At 68.2% G+C, this 21,609-nt stretch carries 14 protein-coding genes, 3 rRNA genes and 3 pseudogenes; 2 read left to right on the top strand and 18 right to left on the bottom strand.

Annotated elements, in window-relative coordinates:
* Positions 1-53: 53 nt before the first annotated feature.
* From WBG99_RS28670 to WBG99_RS28650, 5 genes are all read right to left on the bottom strand, one after another.
* Positions 54-1,190: a glycosyltransferase family 4 protein gene (locus tag WBG99_RS28670; protein ID WP_338899069.1), complete on the bottom strand. Its 1,137-nt coding sequence runs from the start codon at positions 1,188-1,190 to the stop codon at positions 54-56.
* A 272-nt stretch (positions 1,191-1,462) separates the two neighbouring features.
* A complete protein-coding gene (gene recN, locus WBG99_RS28665; protein ID WP_338899068.1) occupies positions 1,463-3,205 on the bottom strand; it encodes a DNA repair protein RecN in 1,743 nt (580 codons plus the stop codon).
* Positions 3,206-3,361: 156 nt separating this feature from the next.
* Entirely contained in the window at positions 3,362-4,267 is a 906-nt protein-coding gene (locus WBG99_RS28660; protein ID WP_338899067.1) for an NAD kinase, read from the bottom strand.
* On the bottom strand, positions 4,264-5,079 hold the full coding sequence (locus WBG99_RS28655) for a TlyA family RNA methyltransferase (protein ID WP_338899066.1): 816 nt from the start codon (positions 5,077-5,079) through the stop codon (positions 4,264-4,266). The genes WBG99_RS28660 and WBG99_RS28655 overlap by 4 nt, the downstream gene beginning before the upstream one ends.
* Positions 5,080-5,085: 6 nt before the next feature.
* Complete coding sequence (locus WBG99_RS28650) at positions 5,086-5,481, bottom strand: hypothetical protein (protein WP_338899065.1); 396 nt, start codon at positions 5,479-5,481, stop codon at positions 5,086-5,088.
* Between the two features lie 42 nt (positions 5,482-5,523).
* On the opposite strand from WBG99_RS28650, the gene WBG99_RS28645 reads away from it, so the two are divergent.
* On the top strand, positions 5,524-5,871 hold the full coding sequence (locus WBG99_RS28645; RefSeq protein WP_338899064.1) for a sterol-binding protein: 348 nt from the start codon (positions 5,524-5,526) through the stop codon (positions 5,869-5,871).
* Here the strand turns inward: WBG99_RS28645 and WBG99_RS28640 are convergent.
* The 4 genes from WBG99_RS28640 to WBG99_RS28625 form a co-directional block, all read right to left on the bottom strand.
* On the bottom strand, positions 5,855-6,709 hold the full coding sequence (locus tag WBG99_RS28640; protein ID WP_338900517.1) for an ABC transporter ATP-binding protein: 855 nt from the start codon (positions 6,707-6,709) through the stop codon (positions 5,855-5,857). The two genes, WBG99_RS28645 and WBG99_RS28640, sit on opposite strands and share 17 nt — an antisense overlap.
* A gap of 32 nt (positions 6,710-6,741) precedes the next feature.
* A complete protein-coding gene (locus tag WBG99_RS28635) occupies positions 6,742-7,791 on the bottom strand; it encodes an iron chelate uptake ABC transporter family permease subunit (protein ID WP_338899063.1) in 1,050 nt (349 codons plus the stop codon).
* 11 nt (positions 7,792-7,802) lie between these two features.
* A complete protein-coding gene (locus WBG99_RS28630; protein ID WP_338899062.1) occupies positions 7,803-8,846 on the bottom strand; it encodes an iron chelate uptake ABC transporter family permease subunit in 1,044 nt (347 codons plus the stop codon).
* 134 nt (positions 8,847-8,980) lie between these two features.
* Positions 8,981-10,009, bottom strand: coding sequence for an HAD hydrolase-like protein (locus tag WBG99_RS28625; protein ID WP_338899061.1), 1,029 nt, complete (start codon positions 10,007-10,009; stop codon positions 8,981-8,983).
* A gap of 81 nt (positions 10,010-10,090) precedes the next feature.
* Here WBG99_RS28625 and WBG99_RS28620 point away from each other — a divergent pair, with 81 nt between their 5' ends.
* Positions 10,091-11,383 carry a DUF1015 domain-containing protein gene (locus tag WBG99_RS28620; protein WP_338899060.1) on the top strand — a complete coding sequence of 431 codons (1,293 nt, stop codon included), beginning with the start codon at positions 10,091-10,093 and terminating at the stop codon, positions 11,381-11,383.
* A gap of 82 nt (positions 11,384-11,465) precedes the next feature.
* Here WBG99_RS28620 and WBG99_RS28615 read toward each other — a convergent pair whose 3' ends face one another.
* From WBG99_RS28615 to WBG99_RS28575, 9 genes and pseudogenes are all read right to left on the bottom strand, one after another.
* Positions 11,466-12,329: a hypothetical protein gene (locus WBG99_RS28615; RefSeq protein ID WP_338900516.1), complete on the bottom strand. Its 864-nt coding sequence runs from the start codon at positions 12,327-12,329 to the stop codon at positions 11,466-11,468.
* Positions 12,221-13,729 (bottom strand): hypothetical protein, encoded by a 1,509-nt coding sequence (locus WBG99_RS28610; protein ID WP_338899059.1) that lies wholly within the window; start codon positions 13,727-13,729, stop codon positions 12,221-12,223. The genes WBG99_RS28615 and WBG99_RS28610 overlap by 109 nt, the downstream gene beginning before the upstream one ends.
* 206 nt (positions 13,730-13,935) lie before the next feature.
* A 5S ribosomal RNA gene (gene rrf, locus WBG99_RS28605) occupies positions 13,936-14,052 on the bottom strand.
* A 105-nt stretch (positions 14,053-14,157) separates the two neighbouring features.
* Positions 14,158-17,279, bottom strand: a 23S ribosomal RNA gene (locus tag WBG99_RS28600).
* Positions 17,280-17,587: 308 nt separating this feature from the next.
* A 16S ribosomal RNA gene (locus tag WBG99_RS28595) occupies positions 17,588-19,116 on the bottom strand.
* The 16S, 23S and 5S rRNA genes sit together here, the layout of an rRNA operon.
* A gap of 544 nt (positions 19,117-19,660) precedes the next feature.
* A pseudogene (locus WBG99_RS28590) lies at positions 19,661-20,056 on the bottom strand (DNA-3-methyladenine glycosylase); the annotation flags it as partial.
* Between the two features lie 111 nt (positions 20,057-20,167).
* Positions 20,168-20,623, bottom strand: a complete 456-nt coding sequence (locus WBG99_RS28585; RefSeq protein ID WP_338899058.1) for a hypothetical protein — start codon at positions 20,621-20,623, stop codon at positions 20,168-20,170.
* A gap of 142 nt (positions 20,624-20,765) precedes the next feature.
* A pseudogene (locus WBG99_RS28580) lies at positions 20,766-21,106 on the bottom strand (GNAT family N-acetyltransferase); the annotation flags it as partial.
* A gap of 44 nt (positions 21,107-21,150) precedes the next feature.
* Positions 21,151-21,600: pseudogene (locus WBG99_RS28575) on the bottom strand (SAM-dependent methyltransferase); the annotation flags it as partial.
* Positions 21,601-21,609: the final 9 nt, after the last annotated feature.

Here is a 21,609-nt window from a genome sequence, read left to right as displayed (position 1 = left end):
AACCCCGACAAGATCGTCTTGTCGGGGTTGAAGGTCGGGCTCAGGCGGGGCCGTCAGGTGAGCGGCCTCACCTGCGTCAGCTCGTCGTAGACGCTGAGCACCTGGGCCACCGTCTCGTCCTCGGTCGGCCAGGTGGCGACCTGCCGTGTGCCCCGCTCTCGCAGCACCTCGCGCAGGGCGGGATCCCCGAGGAGGCGTACGACGACCGCGGCGAGTGCCTCGGCGTCGCCGTACGGGACGAGTTCGGCGCCGTCGCCGACCAGGTCGGACACCGAGCCGACGTCGGCCGCGACGAGCGGCACGCGCGCGTGGAGGGCCTGCTGGGCGAGGACGGAACGGGCCTGCGGGCCGCCGGGCAGCAGCGCGAGATCGGCCGCCGCGATCAGCTCGGAGATGTCGTCCCGCCGCCCGACGAGCCGTACGGGCAGCTCCTCGTCCTCGATGCGCCGCTGGAGGACACTCCGCAGCGGCCCCTCGCCCGCGATGACGAGCAGCGGTGCGGGGTCGAGGCCACGCCACTCCCGGGCGGCGTCGAGCAGGGTTTCGTGGCCCCGGTGCCGGTCGAGCGTGCCGACGGCCATGAGCAACGGGCGTTCCGTGGCGCCGACTTCGGCCCGGACCTTGGCGGAGGGCCGGTCCGTGTCGTCGTGGGAGCCGGTCCGACGCGGCACGGGCAGAGCGACGGCGGCGAGCCGGGCGTCGCGCGCGCCCCGGCTGCGGGCCCGGTCGACGAGCTCGGAGGATGTGCCGAGCACCACGGCGGCGGCCCTGGCGACCCGCCGCTCCAGCAGCCGCAGCAGATGCGCCCGCGCCCCCTCCGCATGCGAACGGGTGTGCCAGGTGACGACGAGCGGGGTGGCGCGCCGGCCGAGCGCGAGGGTGGCCCGGAAGCCCGCGTGCAGCCCGTGCGCGTGCACCAGATCCGCGTCCGCGCAGGCACTGCGCAGGCTGGCCACCGAGGCCGGGTCGCTGCTGCGGGGCACATGGACATGGTGGGCGCCGACACCGGTGAAGTCGTACACACCGTCGGTCTCGCCGGGGGCGCACACGGTGACCCGTACGCCCCGGGCGACGAGACCCGAGGCCAGCGACCGCACGTGCGCGCCGCTCACCGGGCTTCCACCGCCGAGCACTTGCACGGTTCGCAGCGGCGACTGGCCCTGCGGTGAGGGGCTGCTCACGTGACTCACGTGGCCGGGGCTCCTGGTTCGGGTCGGACGGTCACGAGGCAACGTACAGAAGGATCCCGCGGTGGGGGTGGACCGCACGCGGCGCTTGGCGTGTGGTCCACGCAGCACGTCCTGTTACGTCGTACCCGTCCAAGGATGCCAGGTCGCAAGGGTGTTCCGGGACAGCCGGACAGAGCGGGAGCCGAAGGACCGGGCAACCCCGGCCCCAGGGTCACCCACACGAGTGAACTCCCGCACGAGGTTGCCCCTCGGCACGGCTCCCGCCCCGGCCCTTACCCGTCCGCGCGCGCCGTCGCCAGCAGCTCCTCCGCGTGCGCCCGCGCCGTCTCGGAGTCCTCCTGCCCGGCGAGCATGCGCGACAGCTCGCGCACGCGGTCCTCGCCCTCCAGGACCTTCACCCCGGACCGGGTCACGGAACCGTCGTCGGTCTTCTCCACCAGCAACTGCCGGTCTGCGAAGGCGGCCACCTGGGGCAGGTGGGTGACGACCACGACCTGGGCCGACTTGGCGAGCCGGGCCAGGCGCCGGCCGATCTCGACCGCGGCCTTGCCGCCGACACCGGCGTCGACCTCGTCGAAGAGGTACGTGGGCACGGGGTCGGTCCCCGCGAACACCACCTCCACGGCCAGCATCACCCGCGACAGCTCACCGCCGGACGCGCCCTTGGCGATGGGCCGGGGCGGCGCCCCCGGATGCGGGGCGAGCAGCAGCTCGACCTCGTCGGCACCGGACGGCCCGTACGCGACCGTACGCCCGCCCACCTCGACGCCCTCGGGATCGTCCGTCTGCCGGATCTCGAACGACACGCGCGCGTGCGGCATGGCGAGCGAGGCCAGCTCGGCCGTGACGGCGGCGGCGAACCGCTCGGCGGCCTCCGCGCGGGCGTCCGTCAGGGCCTGGGCGAGACCGCCCAGTTCGGCGCGCAGCGCGTCCCGCTCGACGGTCAGCTCGTCGATGCGCTCGTCGTCGCCGTCGAGTTCGGTGAGACGCTGGGCGCCCTGCTCGGCCCAGGTCAGCACGGAGGCGATGTCCACGCCGTACTTCCGGGTGAGGCCGTTCAGCGCGGCCCGCCGCTCCTCGACCGCCGCCAGCCGCAGCGGATCGGCGTCCAGGTCGTCGGCGTACCCCGCCAGCTCCCCCGCCACATCGCCCAGCAGGATCCCGATCTCCCCGATCCGGTCGGCGAGCGCGGCCAGCACCGGGTCGTGCGACCGCACGGTCTCCAGCGCCCGGTGGGCGCCCGCGACGAGCGTCGAGGCATCCACGCTCTCCGGGTCCTCGGGATTACCCGCGAGCGCGGCGTGCGCGGACGTCGCGGCGGACGCCAGCGCCTCCGCGTGGCCCAGCCGCTCGGCCTCCTCGGCCAGTTCCACGTCCTCGCCGGCCCGCGGCTCGACGCCCGCGATCTCGTCGAGTCCGTACCGCAGCATGTCGGCTTCCTGCGCTCGCTCCCGCGCGCGCGTGACGATCTCTTCGAGCTCGACGGACACGGCCCGCAGCCGCCGGTACGCCTCGCCGTACTTGGTGAGCGGCACGGCCACCGCGTCCCCCGCGTACCGGTCGAGCGCCGCCCGCTGCCGGGACAGCTTCAGCAGCCCCTGCTGGTCGGTCTGCCCGTGCACGGCCACCAGTTCGTCGGCGAGCTCCGCGAGCATGCCCACGGGCACGCTGCGTCCGCCCAGGTGCGCCCGCGACCGCCCCTCGGCGGAGACCGTACGGCTGATCAGCAGCGCCCCGTCGTCGAGTTCGGCTCCGGCCTCCTCGGCCCGTACGACCGCCGACGCGCCCTCGGGCACGGCGATCCGACCCTCCACGACCGCGTTCTTCGCGCCGATCCGCACAAGCGCCGGGTCCGCCCGCCCGCCGAGCAACAGGCCCAGGCTGGTGACCACCATGGTCTTGCCCGCGCCCGTCTCACCCGTCACGGCTGTGAAGCCGGGTGACAACTCGACGACCGCGTCGTCGATGACTCCGAGCGACCGTATCCGCATCTCCTCCAACACGCCCCCGACCATACGAGGTTTTCCCGGACCAGCGCGACGCCGCCCCCTCATTGTGCCGCGACAGGCGACGTCCGCCCCGTCGCGGCACAGAGAGCCGTGCGTTACCTTCCCGGCGCGGTCCTCGTTGGCCTGACGGCTCCCGGCTCATGCGCGGAGTGCCGGGCGTTGTCAGTGCCGAGCACCCCGCCATCCGGAAACGGGCAGCGCGAACTTCGCCACGAGCCGGTCCGTGAACGACGCGTGGTGCAACCGAGCCAGCCGCACCGGCACAGCTCCCCGCCGCACCTCGACCCGTGCCCCCGGCGGCAGCTCGACCGTCCGCCGCCCGTCGCACCACAGCACCCCGGGCGGAATGTGCGGCAGCACCTCCACCGCCAGCACCGAGTTCGGCGACGTCACCAGCGGCTTGGCGAACAGCGCGTGCGCGCTGATCGGCACCATCAGCAGCGCCTCGACCTCCGGCCACACCACAGGCCCGCCCGCCGAGAAGGCGTACGCGGTCGACCCGGTCGGCGTCGACAGCACGATCCCGTCGCACCCGAACCCGGTGACCGGCCGCCCGTCGATCTCCAGCACGACTTCCAGCAGCTTCTCCGCGCCCGCCTTCTGCACGGCCGCCTCGTTCAGCGCCCAGTCCGTGTGGACGATGTCCCCGTTCTGGTGCACGACGACATCGACGGTCATCCGCTCCTCGACCTCGTACGCCCTGGTCACGACACGGTCGACAACCTTGTCGAGGTCGTCCCGCTCGGCCTCCGCGAGGAAGCCGACGCTGCCGAGGTTGACGCCGAGCATCGGCACCCCGGACGCGCGGGCGAACTCGGCGCCGCGCAGCAGCGTGCCGTCACCGCCGAGGACGATGAGCAGCTCACAGCCGTCCAGGCACTGCGGGGTGGCCTCCTTGACGAGTTCCACCTCGTCCGGCAGCGGGATGTCCTCGGCCTCGTACTCCAGGACGCGCACACCGATGCCGTGGTGCAGCAGTCCCTTGACGACGAGTTCGGCGCTGCGGATGGCCGCCGGCCGCCCGGTGTGGGTGAGCAGGAAAACAGTTCGCGCTCGGTCCTGAGTCAACGCGGCCCCTCCGCAACTGCTCGGTCGACGTCGGCCGGGTCCAGTGCGGGTGCCCCGGCACGCAGCCACAGAAAGTACTCGACATTGCCCGAGGGTCCGGGCAGCGGACTCGCCGTCACACCCTTCACCCCGAGCCCCAGCTCCCCGGCCCGCCGGGCCACCCCGCGCACCGCCTCGGCGCGCAGCTCCGCACTCCGGACCACTCCCCCACTGCCCAGCCGCTCCTTCCCGACCTCGAACTGCGGCTTGACCATCATGACCAGATCGGCGTCCGGTTTCACGCACCGCACCAGGGCGGGCAGTACCAGGCCGAGCGGAATGAAGGACAGATCCCCCACGACAAGGTCCACAGGCTCCCCATCGATCGCTTCGAGCGTCAACTCGCGTACGTTCGTACGGTCCTTGACGGTGACGCGTTCATCACTTCGGAGAGTCCACGCGAGTTGGCCGTATCCGACGTCCACGGCGACGACGTGCGCGGCTTCGGCCCGCAGCAGTACGTCGGTGAAACCGCCGGTGGAGGCACCTGCGTCCAGAGCCCGCCGGCCCTCGACGGCCAGCCCCCGGGGGACGAACACCGCGAGGGCGCCGGCGAGCTTGTGGCCGCCTCGGGACACGTACTCCGGGTCGCCGTCGCCGGTCGCGACCACGATCGCGGCCGCGGTCTCCACCTGGGTGGCGGACTTGGTCGCGACGGTCTTGCCGACGGTGACCCGCCCGGCGGCGATCAGCTGGCTCGCGTGCTCACGCGACCGTGCGAGCTTCCGCCGGACCAGTTCGGCGTCCAGACGGCGGCGTGCGACTCCTGCCACGGTGGGTCAGCTCCTGCTCTCGTGCGGCGGTCGATAGGGGCGACCCGATGGGTCTCGTCGAGGGGTGGCCGTCGGAAGACGGGTGGGGGCCGGTGGTCCGGGGCGGGCGTCGAGCGCGGTGAGCGCGTCGCGCAGCCCCCGGTGCACATCCTCGTACACCGCGACGTGGCCGTCGGTGGCGAGGTGGTCGGCGTCGGCGAGCCGGCCGAGGGCCGCGTCGACGTCGGGGTGCCCGGTGGCGGTGCGGGGCACGTACAGCGGGGCCGGGGCGGCGGGGTCGTACTCGGGTTCGACGACCGCGGGCTCCGGCTGGGGGACGGCCCCACTCGCCGGTCCGGCCTCCGCAGAATCCGGAACCAATTCCTCCACAGGCTTCCCGGCCTCTGGAACAGAGTCGCTCATGCCCCGACGCTACCCCGAAGCCCTGGGGTACCGTCGATCGCGATGGCCACGATCGAGGAGTGCCGCAGCGCACTCGACAAGCTCTCGGACAATTTGGCGGGCACGGGCGGGGACGTACGCGCGGCGGCGGCCCTGGACCGCTCGCTGAGCTGCCACATCACCGACCTGGACGTCACCTTCGTCGGCTGCGTCGAGGACGGCCGCATCGAGGTGCTGGACACCCTCCAGGGCCCACCCCGGGAGAAGGCGGAGATCCGGCTGACGATGACCGGCGACGATCTGGTCGCGATGGTCGGCGGCGAGCTGCACTTCGCGAGAGCCTGGGGCTCGGGCCGGGTGAGGCTGGAGGCGGGGTTCCGGGATCTGCTCCAGCTCAGGAAGCTTCTCTGACTGCCGCGTGGGCCCTGGCCCTGCGTGCCGCCGGCACCACCAGCGGTGTTCCCGTCTCCGGGTCGTCGATGACCTGGCAGCGCAGCCCGAAGACCTTCTCGACCAGTTCGGTCGTGACGATCTCGGAGGGGGCGCCCTCGGCGATCAACGAGCCGCCGCGCAGGGCGATGAGATGGGTGGCGTAGCGGGCGGCGTGGTTGAGGTCGTGCAGCACCGCGACCAGCGTGCGGCCCTGCGCCTCGTGGAGTTCGGCGCACAGGTCGAGCACGTCGATCTGGTGCTGGATGTCCAGGAAGGTGGTCGGCTCGTCGAGCAGCAGCAGCGGGGTCTGCTGGGCGAGCGCCATGGCGATCCACACGCGCTGGCGCTGGCCGCCGGACAGCTCGTCGACGTAACGGTCGGCCAGCTCGGCGACCCCCGTCGACTCCATCGACTCCCGGACGATCCGCTCGTCCTCGGCCGACCACTGCCGCAGCAGCCCCTGGTGCGGGTAGCGGCCCCGGCCGACCAGGTCGCCGACCGTGATCCCGTCGGGCGCGATCGACGACTGCGGCAGCAGGCCGAGCGTCCGCGCGACCTTCTTGGCGGGCATCGACTGGATGGCCTGCCCGTCGAGCACCACCCGCCCCTGGGACGGCTTCAGCATCCGCGAAAGGGCGCGCAGCAGCGTGGACTTGCCGCAGGCGTTGGGGCCGACGATCACGGTGAACGAGTTGTCGGGGATCTCCACCGACAGCTGCTCGGCGATGACCCGCTGGTCATAGGCGAGGGTGACGTTCTCGGCGGACAGGCGGTTCACGGTGCTCCTCTTGTCGTTCTCGTTCGCCGACGCGCTCATATCCGCCCGGCCCTCGCGCTGGGTCACGTGGCTCATATCCGCCCGGCCTTCCGCTCGGTGACCAGCAGCCACAGCAGATAGACGCCGCCGAGTACGCCGGTGACGACGCCGACGGGCAGCTGGTCGGCACCGAAGGCCCGCTGCGAGACCCAGTCGGCGACGACCAGCAGGGTCGCGCCCATACACATCGCGGGCACCAGGTTCGGACCCGGGGAGCGGGTCAGCCGACGGGCGAGCTGGGGCGCGGTGAGGGCGACGAAACTGACCGGCCCGGCGGCGGCGGTGGCCCCGGCGGTGAGCAGCACGGCCGACACCATCAGCAGCAGCCGTACGCGCTCGACGCGCACCCCGAGGGCGTACGACACGTCGTCGCCCATCTCCATCATCCGCAGCCCGCGCGCGTTGCCGAGCACCAGCGGCACGAGGACCGCGCACATGATCAGCAGCGGCCGGACCTGGGACCAGTCACGGCCGTTGAGGGAGCCGGTCATCCACACGACCGCGCGGGCCGCGTCGACGAGGTCGGCCTTGGTGATCAGATAGCCGTTGACCGCCGTGACGATCGCGGAGACACCGATGCCGACCAGCACGAGCCGGTAGCCGTGCACCCCTCGCTTCCAGGCCAGCACGTAGATGGCGAGGCCGGTGACCATGCCGCCCACGAGCGCCCCGAGGGCGACCTGGCTGGCGCTCCCGGAGAACAGCACGATCATGACCAGCGCCCCGGCGGTGGCGCCCTGCGAGAGGCCGAGCACGTCCGGACTGCCCAGCGGATTGCGGGAGATGGACTGGAACAGCGCCCCGCCGAGCCCCAGCGAGGCCCCGACCAGCAGCCCGACCAGGACTCTCGGCAGCCGCAGCTCGTTGACGATGAACTCCTGGCCCGCGTCGCCGTTGCCGAACAGCGTCCTGAGGACGTCGCCGGGCGGGATCGGGAAGTCGCCGGTGCCGATCAGCACGACACTCGCGGTCATCGCCGCCAGCGTCAGCAGGACGACCACGGTGAGCGCCCGTACGTCCAGGCGCAGCGACAGCCCACCTGGGGCGCGGACCGCGCGGTTGCGTTCGGCGGGCTTGCTCATGGCCTGCGTCTTCACAGCTGCGCCGTCCTCCGCCGTCGTACGAGAAAGATGAAGACCGGCCCGCCGAGGATCGCGGTGACGATGCCGACCTGAAGCTCCGCAGGCCGCGCCACCATCCGGCCGATGACATCGGCGCCGAGCAGCAGCACGGGCGACAGGGCGGTCGCGTAGGGCAGGATCCAGCGCAGGTCGGGCCCGGTGAAGGACCGCACGACGTGCGGGACCATCAGCCCGACGAAGACGATCGGCCCGCAGGCCGCGGTCGCGGCACCGCACAGAACCGTGGCGGCGGCCATCGAGAGCGCCCGGGTGCGGTTGAGGTTGGCGCCGAGCGCGCGGGCGGTGTCGTCGCCCATGGCCATCGCGTTCAGCGGACGGGCGAGCAGCAGCGCGACGACCGTGCCGACGACGAGGAACGGCAGAACCTGCTCGATGGTCTCGTCGGTCGCGGAGGCCAGCGAACCGACCGTCCAGAAGCGCATCTTGGAGAGCGCCGCGCCGTCCATGATCATCATGGCCTGGAGATAGCCGTAGAGCGCGGCGCTGATCGCCGTACCCGCGAGCGCGAGCCGCACGGGTGTCGCACCCCGGCTGCCACCGAGGAACCAGACCAGCGCCCCGACCACGGCGGCACCGGCGAACGCGAACCACACATACCCGCTCAGCGAGGTGACGCCCAGGTAGGTGATGGCGGTGACGACCGCGGCGGACGCACCCGCGTTGATACCGAGCAGACCGGGGTCGGCCAGCGGGTTCCGGGTGAGCGCCTGGAGCACGGCACCGGCCAGCCCGAGCGCGGCCCCGGCGAGCAGCCCCAGCAGGGTGCGCGAGATCCGCTCTCCGACCACGACGTCGCCGTAGGTCCCCGTGTCCTCGAACAAGCCGTGCCAGACCTGTTCCAGAGTCAGCTCTTTCGCTCCGATCGCGATGCTCGCCAGTGCGACCAGGGCGAGGATCACGAGGGACACGAGGAGCCCCGCGGCTCGTATCGCTTGACGGTTCGGGGGCGCGGGAGGGGTCTCCACGCTCGGTTCGGGGGGACTGTCGACCAACACCCGGTTAGGTTAGCCTATCCTCTCTTCTTGGCTCGATCCCGCCCATGGGCACCGCACGGACGTACGGTGAAACGTCCTCACACACCCCCGGCCCCGGACACCACGCGATCGCCCGGACCGACGGCCCCGGCACCTCACCACCCCAGCCGTGCCAGCGCCTTCCCTCCGTCCAGCTCGCAGGTGCCCCCACCGGCCGCCGTCCAGGCCGCCGCGCACAGGGCCCGGAGCCCGTCCGTCGCCTCGCCCTCGCCGTCCAGTTCCAGCCGCTCGCTCCCGGCGGTCGCCGTCCAGCCGCCGCAGCGGAAGCCCGCGCCCGCCCCGACGACCTCCGGCTGACCGGTGAGCAACCCCCGCAGATCGGCGTCGACAAACGTCGGCCTGTGGCGCGGCGGCGCGGCCAGCAGCTGCGCGCCGTCGGTCACCCCGGTCAGCACGAGCAGCGAGTCGACCTCCCCGTTGAACGCTCCTTCGATGTCCGTGTCCAGCCGGTCCCCGACCACCAACGGCCGCTCGGCGCCCGTACGCAGGATCGTCTCCCGGTGCATCGGCGGCAGCGGCTTGCCCGCCACCTGCGGCTCGGCCCCGGTCGCGATCCGGACGACCTGCACCGCGGCACCGTTGCCCGGCGCGATGCCCCGCGCGCTCGGAATCGTCAGGTCGGTGTTGGAAGCGAACCACGGCACCCCGCGCGCGACGGCGTAACTGGCCTCCGCGAACCGGCCCCAGGGCAGGTCGGGGCCGCCGTACCCCTGCACCACGGCCACCGGATCGTCGTCCGCCGACTCGACCGGCTCCAGCCCTCGCTCACGCAGCGCCACCCGCAGTCCCTCACCGCCGATGACCAGTACCCGCGCCCCGGCGGGCACCTGCTCACTGATCAGCCGGGCCACGGCCTGCGCCGACGTGATGACGTCATCGGCCGCGGCCGGTATCCCCAGCTCCGTGAGGTGCGCGGCCACGGCGTCCGGCGTCCGCAGCGCGTTGTTCGTGACGTACGCGAGGTGCATCCCGCCCACGCGGGCCGTCCCCAGGGACTCCACGGCGTACGCGATCGCGCTGCCGCCCGCGTACACCACCCCGTCGAGATCGAGCAGCGCCGTGTCGTACGCCTCGCTCAGGGCCTGCCCACTGCCGTCGGGCCGCGTCCTGAATGTCTGGCTCATTGCACACCGCTCCTCGCTTCGATCCGGTCCGATCGCTTCCCCGATCATCCCGCACAGCACTGACACACATACGATGCCTCAATGAACTACGCAGGTCACGCGGAGGAGATCCCGGCGCGCAGCGGCCTCGAGCTGACCCCGTTCCGGGGCCTTCGCTACGACCCCGACCGGGTCGGCAGCCTGGCCGCCGTGACATCCCCGCCGTACGACGTGGTCGTACGGCCGGACGGTCTGCTGCACCTCGAATCGGCCGACCCGCACAACATCGTCCGCCTGATACTCCCCCAGGCCGGTACTCCCACGGCCCGCGACGAACAGGCGGCCGACACCCTGCGCCGCTGGCTCGCCGACGGAGTCCTGGCCCCCGACCCCGAGCCCGGCCTCTACGTCTACGAGCAGGCCGACGGCACCATCCTCCAGCGCGGCCTGATCGGCGCCCTGCGCCTGCCGGAGCCCTCCGCCGGCGTGGTCCTCCCCCACGAGGACGTCATCCCCCACGTCATCGCGGACCGCGCGGCCCTGATGCGCGCCACCTCCACCAACATGGAGCCCCTGCTCCTGACCTACCGGGGCAACGGCGCCACGTCCGGAGCGACCGCCGTGGTCGAGCGCACCACGGAACGCGCGCCCCTGCTCTCGACGACTACGGAGGACGGCTTCAGGCACCGCCTCTGGTCGGTCACTGATCCGGCCGACCTCGCCGAGATCCAGTCGGACCTCGCACACCACCAGGCCCTGATAGCCGACGGCCACCACCGCTGGGCGACGTACCTCCGGCTACGCACGGAGCACCCCTCCCCCAGCCCCTGGGACTACGGCCTGGTCCTCCTGGTGGACACCGTCCACTACCCCCTCCGCGTCCGCGCGATCCACCGACTCCTGCCCCAACTCCCGGTCGCCGACGCGCTGACCGCCCTGGACGGACTGTTCCGCGTACGGCATCTCCGAGTCCCGCTCCCCGAGGCCCTGGAAGCCCTGGCGGACTCGGCCACCGCCGGCAACGCCTTTCTCCTCGCGGGCGACGGCGCCTTCCATCTCGTCGACCGCCCCGACCCCGGCCTCCTCGCGCGCACGATCCCCGCCGACCGCCCGGCCGCCTGGCGGACCCTGGACGCGACCGTCCTGCACGCCACTCTCCTCGACCACGTCTGGCGCATTCCCGAGGACTCCCCGGCCCACGTCGCGTACATCCACGGCACCATCGCCACCGTCGAGAAGGCCGAACGCGACGGCGGCACGGCCGTCCTCATGCACCCGGTCCGCGAGGAGGTCGTGCGCGACCTCGCCCGCCAGGGCGTCACCATGCCCCGCAAGTCGACGTCGTTCGGCCCGAAGCCGGCATCCGGGCTGGTGCTGCGCACGCTGGACCTCTGAGCGGCGTCGGCGGCACGTCGGCATACGAAAGGGCGGGATCCCTGGAGGGGATCCCGCCCTTCACACTCTCACCGGCTGGACGTCAGGCCTCGTCGCCCTCGTCATCGGCGGCGCCGTCCGTGTGGTCACTGCCCTTGTCGTCACTGCCCTCGACGTCGCTGTCCTTGACGTCGTCGACGATCTCGTGGTTTACGGCAGACGCACCTTGCGCCGCCTGGTCACCCGCGAGTCCGTCCGCGCCCTCGATCGCGTCCGCGCCCTCGTTCTCGTCGAGGGCGTCGACGAACTCCACACCGTCCATCTCCGCGAGCCGGTCGGAGGCGTCCGTACTGCCGTCCTTGTCGGCCTCGACGGCCTTGGCGAACCACTCCCGCGCCTCGCCCTCACGACCGGCCGCGAGCAGCGCGTCGGCGTACGCGTAGCGAAGGCGCGCGGTCCACGGCTGTACGGAGTTGGAGGCCAGCTCCGGGCTCTGCAGCGTCACGATGGCAGCGTCGAGCTGTTCCATGTCGCGCCGTGCGCCGGCGGCCACGAGCCGCATCTCGACCTGACCGGCCTTGTCCAGCTTGTGCACCTCGGGCGCACCGGCCATGTCCAGCGCCTTCTCGGGCCGCCCGAGACCACGCTCGCAGTCGGCCATCACGGGCCACAGGTCGACGTTGCCGGTCATCCGCCGGGCCGCCCGGAACTCCGCGAGCGCCTCGCTGTACTTGTGGTTCGCGTACGCGGCGAAGCCGGCCGCCTCACGCACGGCCGCGACGCGCGACGCCAGCCGCAGGGCCACCCTGGAGTAGCCGTACGCACCCTCGGGGTCCTCGTCGATGAGCCGCGCGACCATCACCAGGTTTTTGGCGACATCGTCGGCGAGCGTCTTGGGCAGGCTCTGCAGTTCCTGCCGTACGTCCTTGTCGATCTCCTCGCCGGTGACGTCCTCCGGGATCGGCAGCCGCTTGATCGGCTCGCGGTCCCGGTCGCGCTCGTCGCGGAAACGTCCGCCGCCGCGCCGGTCGTCGCCACCTCGACGGTCGTCCCGGCCACGCAAGCCACTGGGCCGACCACCACGATCGTCCCGACGCGGCCCACGGCTCCGGTCGTCCCGGCCGCGGTCGTCGCGCCCACGGAACCCACCGCGCTCGCCGCCGCGTTCACCGCCACGGCTGTCGTCACGCCGGAAGCCACCACGGTCGCCATCACGCCGGTACGAGGGACGGTCACCCTCGCGACGGTCACCACGGTCGTCCCGCCGATCGTCACGGCGGTCATCCCGCCTGTCGTCGCGGCGGAAGGCCGGCCGGTCCCCGTCCCGGCGGAAGTCATCCCGCCGATCATCACGGCGGAACGGCGGACGCCCACCACGGTCGTCCCCACGTCGATCGTCGCGGCCCCGGTCGTCACGGCCACGGAACCCGCCGCGCTCGCCGCCACGGCTGTCGTCACGCCGGAAGCCACCACGGTCGTCATCACGGCGGTACGAGGGGCGGTCACCCTCGCGACGGAAGCCACGGTCACGATCCTGATCGCGGCCACGGTCGTCGCGACGGAAGCCGCCGCGGTCTCCACTGTCACGCCGGTCGTCCCGGCGATCGTCCCTACGGTCGTCACGACGGAACGCAGGGCGGTCATCGCGACGGCCGTGGCCACCACGGTCGTCGTCGCGGCGCTCGTCACGCCGGTCGTCCCGGCGGAAGGCCGGACGGTCCCCGTCCCGGCGGAAACCACGGTCACCGTCACGGTCGTCACGACGCGGCCCGCCGGGGCGGTCGTCACGACGGAACGCAGGGCGGTCATCGCGACGGCCGTGGCCACCACGGTCGTCGTCGCGGCGCTCGTCACGCCGGTCGTCCCGGCGGAAGGCCGGACGGTCCCCGTCCCGGCGGAAACCACGGTCACCGTCACGGTCGTCACGACGCGGCCCGCCGGGGCGGTCGTCACGACGGAACGCAGGGCGGTCATCGCGACGGCCGTGGCCACCACGGTCGTCGTCGCGGCGCTCGTCACGCCGGTCGTCCCGGCGGAAAGCCGGACGGTCCCCGTCCCGGCGGAAACCACGGTCACCGTCACGGTCGTCACGACGCGGCCCGCCGGGGCGGTCGTCACGGCGGAACGCGGGGCGAGGCCCACGGTCACCCCCGGGGCGGTCGTCACGGCGGAACGCGGGGCGAGGCCCACGGTCACCCCCGGGGCGGTCGTCACGGCCCCGGAACCCGCCGCGCTCGCCGCCACGGCTGTCGTCACGCCGGAAGCCCCCTCGGTCGTCACCACGGCGATCGTCCCGTCGGCCGTGGCCACCGCGATCGTTGTCGCGCCGGTCGTTGTCCCGACGCGGTCCACCGCGATAGCCGCCACGGTCACCACTGTCCCGTCGCCGCTGGTCGCGATCCGGTCGATCGTCGGGAGAGTTGGTGGACATGGTGACTCCTGTCTTCGGTACCGCAAGTCATTCTCGCGCAGCCGGCTACCCGGCGCGCTCCGGGCTGTGTGTGTTTCAGAACAAGCAAAAAAGGACCCCTGGTCCCAGCTGAACGCTGGTGACCAGGGGTCCTTCAAAGATTGTTCGGCGGCGTCCTACTCTCCCACAGGGTCCCCCCTGCAGTACCATCGGCGCTGTAAGGCTTAGCTTCCGGGTTCGGAATGTAACCGGGCGTTTCCCTCACGCTATGACCACCGAAACCCTATTGGTTTCGAGCGAACAAGCACACTTTTCAGTTAAATGCTCAGCTCAAAGCCGACAACTGTTCGTTGTCTCAGAACTGACACAGTGGACGCGAGCAACTGAGGACAAGCCCTCGGCCTATTAGTACCGGTCAGCTTCACCCATTACTGGGCTTCCACATCCGGCCTATCAACCCAGTCGTCTACTGGGAGCCTTAACCCCTCAGAGGGGGTGGGAGTCCTCATCTCGAAGCAGGCTTCCCGCTTAGATGCTTTCAGCGGTTATCCCTCCCGAACGTAGCCAACCAGCCATGCCCTTGGCAGGACAACTGGCACACCAGAGGTTCGTCCGTCCCGGTCCTCTCGTACTAGGGACAGCCCTTCTCAAGACTCCTACGCGCACAGCGGATAGGGACCGAACTGTCTCACGACGTTCTAAACCCAGCTCGCGTACCGCTTTAATGGGCGAACAGCCCAACCCTTGGGACCGACTCCAGCCCCAGGATGCGACGAGCCGACATCGAGGTGCCAAACCATCCCGTCGATATGGACTCTTGGGGAAGATCAGCCTGTTATCCCCGGGGTACCTTTTATCCGTTGAGCGACGGCGCTTCCACAAGCCACCGCCGGATCACTAGTCCCGACTTTCGTCCCTGCTCGACCCGTCGGTCTCACAGTCAAGCTCCCTTGTGCACTTACACTCACCACCTGATTACCAACCAGGCTGAGGGAACCTTTGGGCGCCTCCGTTACTCTTTGGGAGGCAACCGCCCCAGTTAAACTACCCATCAGACACTGTCCCCGATCCGGATCACGGACCCGGGTTAGACATCCAGCACGACCAGACTGGTATTTCAACGACGACTCCACAACCACTGGCGTGGCTGCTTCAAAGTCTCCCAGCTATCCTACACAAGCCGAACCGAACACCAATATCAAACTGTAGTAAAGGTCCCGGGGTCTTTCCGTCCTGCTGCGCGAAACGAGCATCTTTACTCGTAGTGCAATTTCACCGGGCCTATGGTTGAGACAGTCGAGAAGTCGTTACGCCATTCGTGCAGGTCGGAACTTACCCGACAAGGAATTTCGCTACCTTAGGATGGTTATAGTTACCACCGCCGTTTACTGGCGCTTAAGTTCTCAGCTTCGCCCACCCGAAAGTGAGCTAACCGGTCCCCTTAACGTTCCAGCACCGGGCAGGCGTCAGTCCGTATACATCGCCTTACGGCTTCGCACGGACCTGTGTTTTTAGTAAACAGTCGCTTCTCGCTGGTCTCTGCGGCCACCCCCAGCTCGAGGAGCAAGTCCTCTCACCAGTGATGGCCCCCCTTCTCCCGAAGTTACGGGGGCATTTTGCCGAGTTCCTTAACCATAGTTCACCCGAACGCCTCGGTATTCTCTACCTGACCACCTGAGTCGGTTTAGGGTACGGGCCGCCATGAAACTCGCTAGAGGCTTTTCTCGACAGCATAGGATCATCCACTTCACCACAATCGGCTCGGCATCAGGTCTCAGCCACATGTACGACGGATTTACCTGTCGCACGGCCTACACCCTTACCCCGGGACAACCACCGCCCGGGATGGACTACCTTCCTGCGTCACCCCATCACTCACCTACTGCAGGTCTGGTCCGTCGGCTCCACCACTCCCCTTTGCCCGAAGGCTCCGGGACGGCTTCACGGACTTAGCATCGCCTGGTTCAATGTTTGACGCTTCACAGCGGGTACCGGAATATCAACCGGTTATCCATCGACTACGCCTGTCGGCCTCGCCTTAGGTCCCGACTTACCCTGGGCAGATCAGCTTGACCCAGGAACCCTTAGTCAATCGGCGCAAACGTTTCTCACGTTTGTATCGCTACTCATGCCTGCATTCTCACTCGTGAACCGTCCACAACTCGCTTCCGCGGCTGCTTCACCCGGCACACGACGCTCCCCTACCCATCACAGCCGCCGTTGGGCGTACATGCTGCAATGACACGACTTCGGCGGTACGCTTGAGCCCCGCTACATTGTCGGCGCGGAATCACTAGACCAGTGAGCTATTACGCACTCTTTCAAGGGTGGCTGCTTCTAAGCCAACCTCCTGGTTGTCTCTGCGACTCCACATCCTTTCCCACTTAGCGTACGCTTAGGGGCCTTAGTCGATGCTCTGGGCTGTTTCCCTCTCGACCATGGAGCTTATCCCCCACAGTCTCACTGCCGCGCTCTCACTTACCGGCATTCGGAGTTTGGCTAAGGTCAGTAACCCGGTAGGGCCCATCGCCTATCCAGTGCTCTACCTCCGGCAAGAAACACACGACGCTGCACCTAAATGCATTTCGGGGAGAACCAGCTATCACGGAGTTTGATTGGCCTTTCACCCCTAACCACAGGTCATCCCCCAGGTTTTCAACCCTGGTGGGTTCGGTCCTCCACGACCTCTTACAGCCGCTTCAACCTGCCCATGGCTAGATCACTCCGCTTCGGGTCTTGAGCGTGCTACTGAAACGCCCTGTTCGGACTCGCTTTCGCTACGGCTACCCCACTCGGGTTAACCTCGCAACACACCGCAAACTCGCAGGCTCATTCTTCAAAAGGCACGCAGTCACGAGACAAGCACACGTGCTTGTCCGACGCTCCCACGGCTTGTAGGCACACGGTTTCAGGTACTATTTCACTCCGCTCCCGCGGTACTTTTCACCATTCCCTCACGGTACTATCCGCTATCGGTCACCAGGGAATATTTAGGCTTAACGGGTGGTCCCGCCAGATTCACACGGGATTTCTCGGGCCCCGTGCTACTTGGGTGTCTCTCAAACGAGCCGTTCATGTTTCAGCTACGGGGGTCTTACCCTCTACGCCGGACCTTTCGCATGTCCTTCGCCTACATCAACGGTTTCTCACTCGTCTCACAGCCGGCAGACTGTGAAAGAGAGATCCCACAACCCCGTATACGCAACCCCTGCCGGGTCTCACACGCATACGGTTTGGCCTCATCCAGTTTCGCTCGCCACTACTCCCGGAATCACGGTTGTTTTCTCTTCCTGCGGGTACTGAGATGTTTCACTTCCCCGCGTTCCCTCCACTTGCCCTATGTGTTCAGGCAAGGGTGACAGCCCATGACGACTGCCGGGTTTCCCCATTCGGACACCCCCGGATCAAAGCCTGGTTGACGACTCCCCGGGGCCTATCGTGGCCTCCCACGTCCTTCATCGGTTCCTGGTGCCAAGGCATCCACCGTGCGCCCTTAAAAACTTGGCCACAGATGCTCGCGTCCACTGTGCAGTTCTCAAACAACGACCAACCACCCATCACCCCGAACCAGAGCGGTCCGAGTGCACTGGGGCCGGCACTGAAGGCAGCCATACGGCCATACCCTCAGACACCCAACAGCGTGCCCGACACGATCAGTCGATGAGCTTCGCGTTCCACGCCGAAGCAGTACTAACGCTCTCACCCATACTGAACCGTGCCGAATAATCAACGTTCCACCCATGAGCAACCAGCATCAGACGTTCGCTGATGTCCTGGCCTCTGACCAGCCGAAGCCGGTAAGAAGTGCTCCTTAGAAAGGAGGTGATCCAGCCGCACCTTCCGGTACGGCTACCTTGTTACGACTTCGTCCCAATCGCCAGTCCCACCTTCGACAGCTCCCTCCCCACAAGGGGGTTGGGCCACCGGCTTCGGGTGTTACCGACTTTCGTGACGTGACGGGCGGTGTGTACAAGGCCCGGGAACGTATTCACCGCAGCACTGCTGATCTGCGATTACTAGCAACTCCGACTTCATGGGGTCGAGTTGCAGACCCCAATCCGAACTGAGACAGGCTTTTTGAGATTCGCTCCGCCTTACGGCCTCGCAGCTCATTGTACCTGCCATTGTAGCACGTGTGCAGCCCAAGACATAAGGGGCATGATGACTTGACGTCGTCCCCACCTTCCTCCGAGTTGACCCCGGCAGTCTCCTGTGAGTCCCCATCACCCCGAAAGGCATGCTGGCAACACAGAACAAGGGTTGCGCTCGTTGCGGGACTTAACCCAACATCTCACGACACGAGCTGACGACAGCCATGCACCACCTGTACACCGACCACAAGGGGGCGACCATCTCTGGCCGTTTCCGGTGTATGTCAAGCCTTGGTAAGGTTCTTCGCGTTGCGTCGAATTAAGCCACATGCTCCGCTGCTTGTGCGGGCCCCCGTCAATTCCTTTGAGTTTTAGCCTTGCGGCCGTACTCCCCAGGCGGGGAACTTAATGCGTTAGCTGCGGCACCGACGACGTGGAATGTCGCCAACACCTAGTTCCCACCGTTTACGGCGTGGACTACCAGGGTATCTAATCCTGTTCGCTCCCCACGCTTTCGCTCCTCAGCGTCAGTAATGGCCCAGAGATCCGCCTTCGCCACCGGTGTTCCTCCTGATATCTGCGCATTTCACCGCTACACCAGGAATTCCGATCTCCCCTACCACACTCTAGTCTGCCCGTATCGAATGCAGACCCGGGGTTAAGCCCCGGGCTTTCACATCCGACGCGACAGACCGCCTACGAGCTCTTTACGCCCAATAATTCCGGACAACGCTCGCGCCCTACGTATTACCGCGGCTGCTGGCACGTAGTTAGCCGGCGCTTCTTCTGCAGGTACCGTCACTTGCGCTTCTTCCCTGCTGAAAGAGGTTTACAACCCGAAGGCCGTCATCCCTCACGCGGCGTCGCTGCATCAGGCTTTCGCCCATTGTGCAATATTCCCCACTGCTGCCTCCCGTAGGAGTCTGGGCCGTGTCTCAGTCCCAGTGTGGCCGGTCGCCCTCTCAGGCCGGCTACCCGTCGTCGCCTTGGTGAGCCATTACCTCACCAACAAGCTGATAGGCCGCGGGCTCATCCTTCACCGCCGGAGCTTTCCACACCGAGGAGATGCCTCCCGGTGTCGTATCCGGTATTAGACCCCGTTTCCAGGGCTTGTCCCAGAGTGAAGGGCAGATTGCCCACGTGTTACTCACCCGTTCGCCACTAATCCCCACCGAAGTGGTTCATCGTTCGACTTGCATGTGTTAAGCACGCCGCCAGCGTTCGTCCTGAGCCAGGATCAAACTCTCCGTGAATGTGTACCCGTAATCGGGTGCAACACCACGAGAGCGGAACAGTCAGGCGGAATAAGCCCGACCGTTCACAGCGTCCTCGCTGTGTTTGTTTCAAAGGAACCTCGCCCCGACCGAAACCGGCCAGGAACGGGGTATCAACATATCTGGCGTTGATTTTTGGCACGCTGTTGAGTTCTCAAGGAACGGACGCTTCCTTTGTACTCACCCAAACCAACCGGCTCAGGCTTTCCTCCGGGCGCTTCCCTTCGGTCTTACCTTTCCGACTCTATCAGATCCTTTTCCGATCCGATTCCCTGTCGGCGGGATTGTCTTTCTACTGCCTTTAGGCCTAGCGGTTTCTCTCTGCGGCCTTTCGACATTCACTACGCTAGCCGATTCCCTCGGCAACTCATAATTGAGTGCTGCGGGCTGGAATCAGGGCACGCCTAATTCGCCCCCGCTGAGGAGATGTCGTAGGTAGTGGGTTGGCCGCTCTCGGCTGCTGGCTGATCGCCGTAACCGGTTCAAGCGGCTCGGGCTACATTACGGACCACCCAGGAGCAAGTCAAGTTGAACGTCGGCGAAGGACGTGGGCCCGATAGGGGCTGACAGTCGGGTCGTTGGCGATCCAGAAGCGCCAGGGGTGAACGCCGCCGTCCCCGGAGACACCGGTGCGGGGTCCGTTGCGCACCTGGTCAGGGCTGACAGGGCTGCCGTTCAGGACGGTCAGGGTCGGAGCTCCGGGGGCACAGGCGTCCGTGCCGTCGAGGGCTCGGTCCACGTCCAGGGCCGTGGCCAGGCGGGCGGGACCTTTAGCCAGTTCCTTGTCGTTTCGGGCTGGGATTCGACGTTTGCGGGCGAGGCCGGCACCTTCGATGATCTCGCCGGCGCGCAGCAGGACGGCGCTCGCCCGACCCTCCGGACCGCATACGAGGTTCATGCGGTGCCACATGCCGTAGGTGACTCACCAAGCATGTATGTCGTTAGTCCGGCATCGTCGGCAAAGGCGACGACAGGCAGGAGACAGGCAGTGCGAGCTCTACATCGGTACAGCCGTTGGCGCTGAGAAGGATCACGGTCCGATCGGTGCGAGCGCGGCCCTGCGCGACCCGCCGAGGCCGGTGCTCTCCTCGCCGCTGGCTGCCACACGGTCTTCCTCGACATCACTCACCGCACCACCGGTCCGCGACCGGCCCGGGACGCAGCCTTCCGCTACATCCGCCCCGGCGACTGCATCGTCATCGTGCGGCTCTCCAGGTTCGCCGCCGGCCTGCGCAACCTGCATGACCTGCTCCACCAACTCGATGACGCACGCGTCGGACTGCGCTCCCTGGAAGAGCCGATCGACACCACCGCGCCCGACGGCGACCTCGTCATCCGCGCCGTCGACGCCACCCTGCAACTCCAAGCCGCGTGGATCGCCGAAGTCACAACCGAGGGACAGACCGCCGCCCGTGCCCGCGGACAACGTCTTGGGTCCCCTCCCAAGCTCACCCCCGAACAGGCCGATCTCGCACGCCAGATGCACGCTGGGGCCACCCCTCCCCCAGCATCGTCGCCATGCTCAAGGTCGCAACATCGACCATCTACCGCCACGTACGGCAGCCCCCGGACGCCGTCGAGGACGACGAGGACTGACGGCCGGCACCCCACCCCTTTCGAACACACGCTCAAGCGGTGACCGGGGACCGCATGCCGAGCCACTGCTCGGCATCCCAGGCATGGAACCGCTCTACCTCGGTGAAACCCCAGCTTTGCCGCGAGGCGCATCGAGCCGACGTTGGCGGGCTGAGTGGTGAGCACCACCGGCTCGCCGGGAAGGACACCGTCGAACCAGTCGAGTGCCGCCGCGCACGCCTCGGCGGCGTACCCGAATCCCCACGCCCGCGGAAGGAACAGGTAGCCGAAGATCGACCTTCCCCGCGGCAGCCGGGCGACGGTGCCCCGTTGCTCTCCTGAGCAGGATCTGGCCGATCATCGCACCGTCGAGATCAACGACGAAACTCCCGGGTGAGTGTGCGTCATCGAAGTTCGAGTGGCGCGAATCACCGACGATCACGGACGTCGCGCCAGGAAGACGAACTCCCTTCCCGGACGGTCGGGCGCGTCGCGAACGTCATCCACCACGTGTCCCTGCGCGACCAGATCCCGCTCGACTTCCTCCCGCTCGCGCAAACGCAGGGTCGAATCCGACGTCAGCACCTGTCCATCCGCTGCGAACCCGTAGGCCCAGCGGAACGTCACCAGTGGCCAGCTCACCTCGATCAGCTGGACCCAACTCTCGACCGAGCCGACACCGGGGATCTCCGTCACACGGTAGGAGTTCTCGCGGGTCCACTCCTCCCAGGCGCGCTTGGCCGGATCGCGCGTCTCGAAGACCAGATGCCCGCCAGGCCGCAGCGCCTCGTAAGCCCCCAGTAGCGTCATCTGCCACGTCTGCGGATCAGCGATGGCCTGGGCAACGTTCGCCGTCATCGTCGCGAGGTCAACCCGCAGCGGGCGGGGAGTAGCTGT

Origin of the sequence: Streptomyces sp. TG1A-60, from assembly GCF_037201975.1 — a bacterium.
GTDB lineage: Bacteria > Actinomycetota > Actinomycetes > Streptomycetales > Streptomycetaceae > Streptomyces.
Note: the sequence above shows the minus strand (reverse complement) of the source record. Positions and strands in the feature narration are given on the sequence as shown.

Excerpts from the sequence above, each read along its gene's own strand:
- recN (WP_338899068.1), bottom strand. The coding sequence starts at position 3,205 with ATGGTCGGGGGCGTGTTGGAGGAGATGCGGATACGGTCGCTCGGAGTC.
- WBG99_RS28650 (WP_338899065.1), bottom strand. The coding sequence starts at position 5,481 with ATGAGCGACTCTGTTCCAGAGGCCGGGAAGCCTGTGGAGGAATTGGTT.
- WBG99_RS28645 (WP_338899064.1), top strand. The coding sequence starts at position 5,524 with ATGGCCACGATCGAGGAGTGCCGCAGCGCACTCGACAAGCTCTCGGAC.
- WBG99_RS28640 (WP_338900517.1), bottom strand. The coding sequence starts at position 6,709 with ATGAGCGCGTCGGCGAACGAGAACGACAAGAGGAGCACCGTGAACCGC.
- WBG99_RS28635 (WP_338899063.1), bottom strand. The coding sequence starts at position 7,791 with ATGAGCAAGCCCGCCGAACGCAACCGCGCGGTCCGCGCCCCAGGTGGG.
- WBG99_RS28625 (WP_338899061.1), bottom strand. The coding sequence starts at position 10,009 with ATGAGCCAGACATTCAGGACGCGGCCCGACGGCAGTGGGCAGGCCCTG.
- WBG99_RS28620 (WP_338899060.1), top strand. The coding sequence starts at position 10,091 with ATGAACTACGCAGGTCACGCGGAGGAGATCCCGGCGCGCAGCGGCCTC.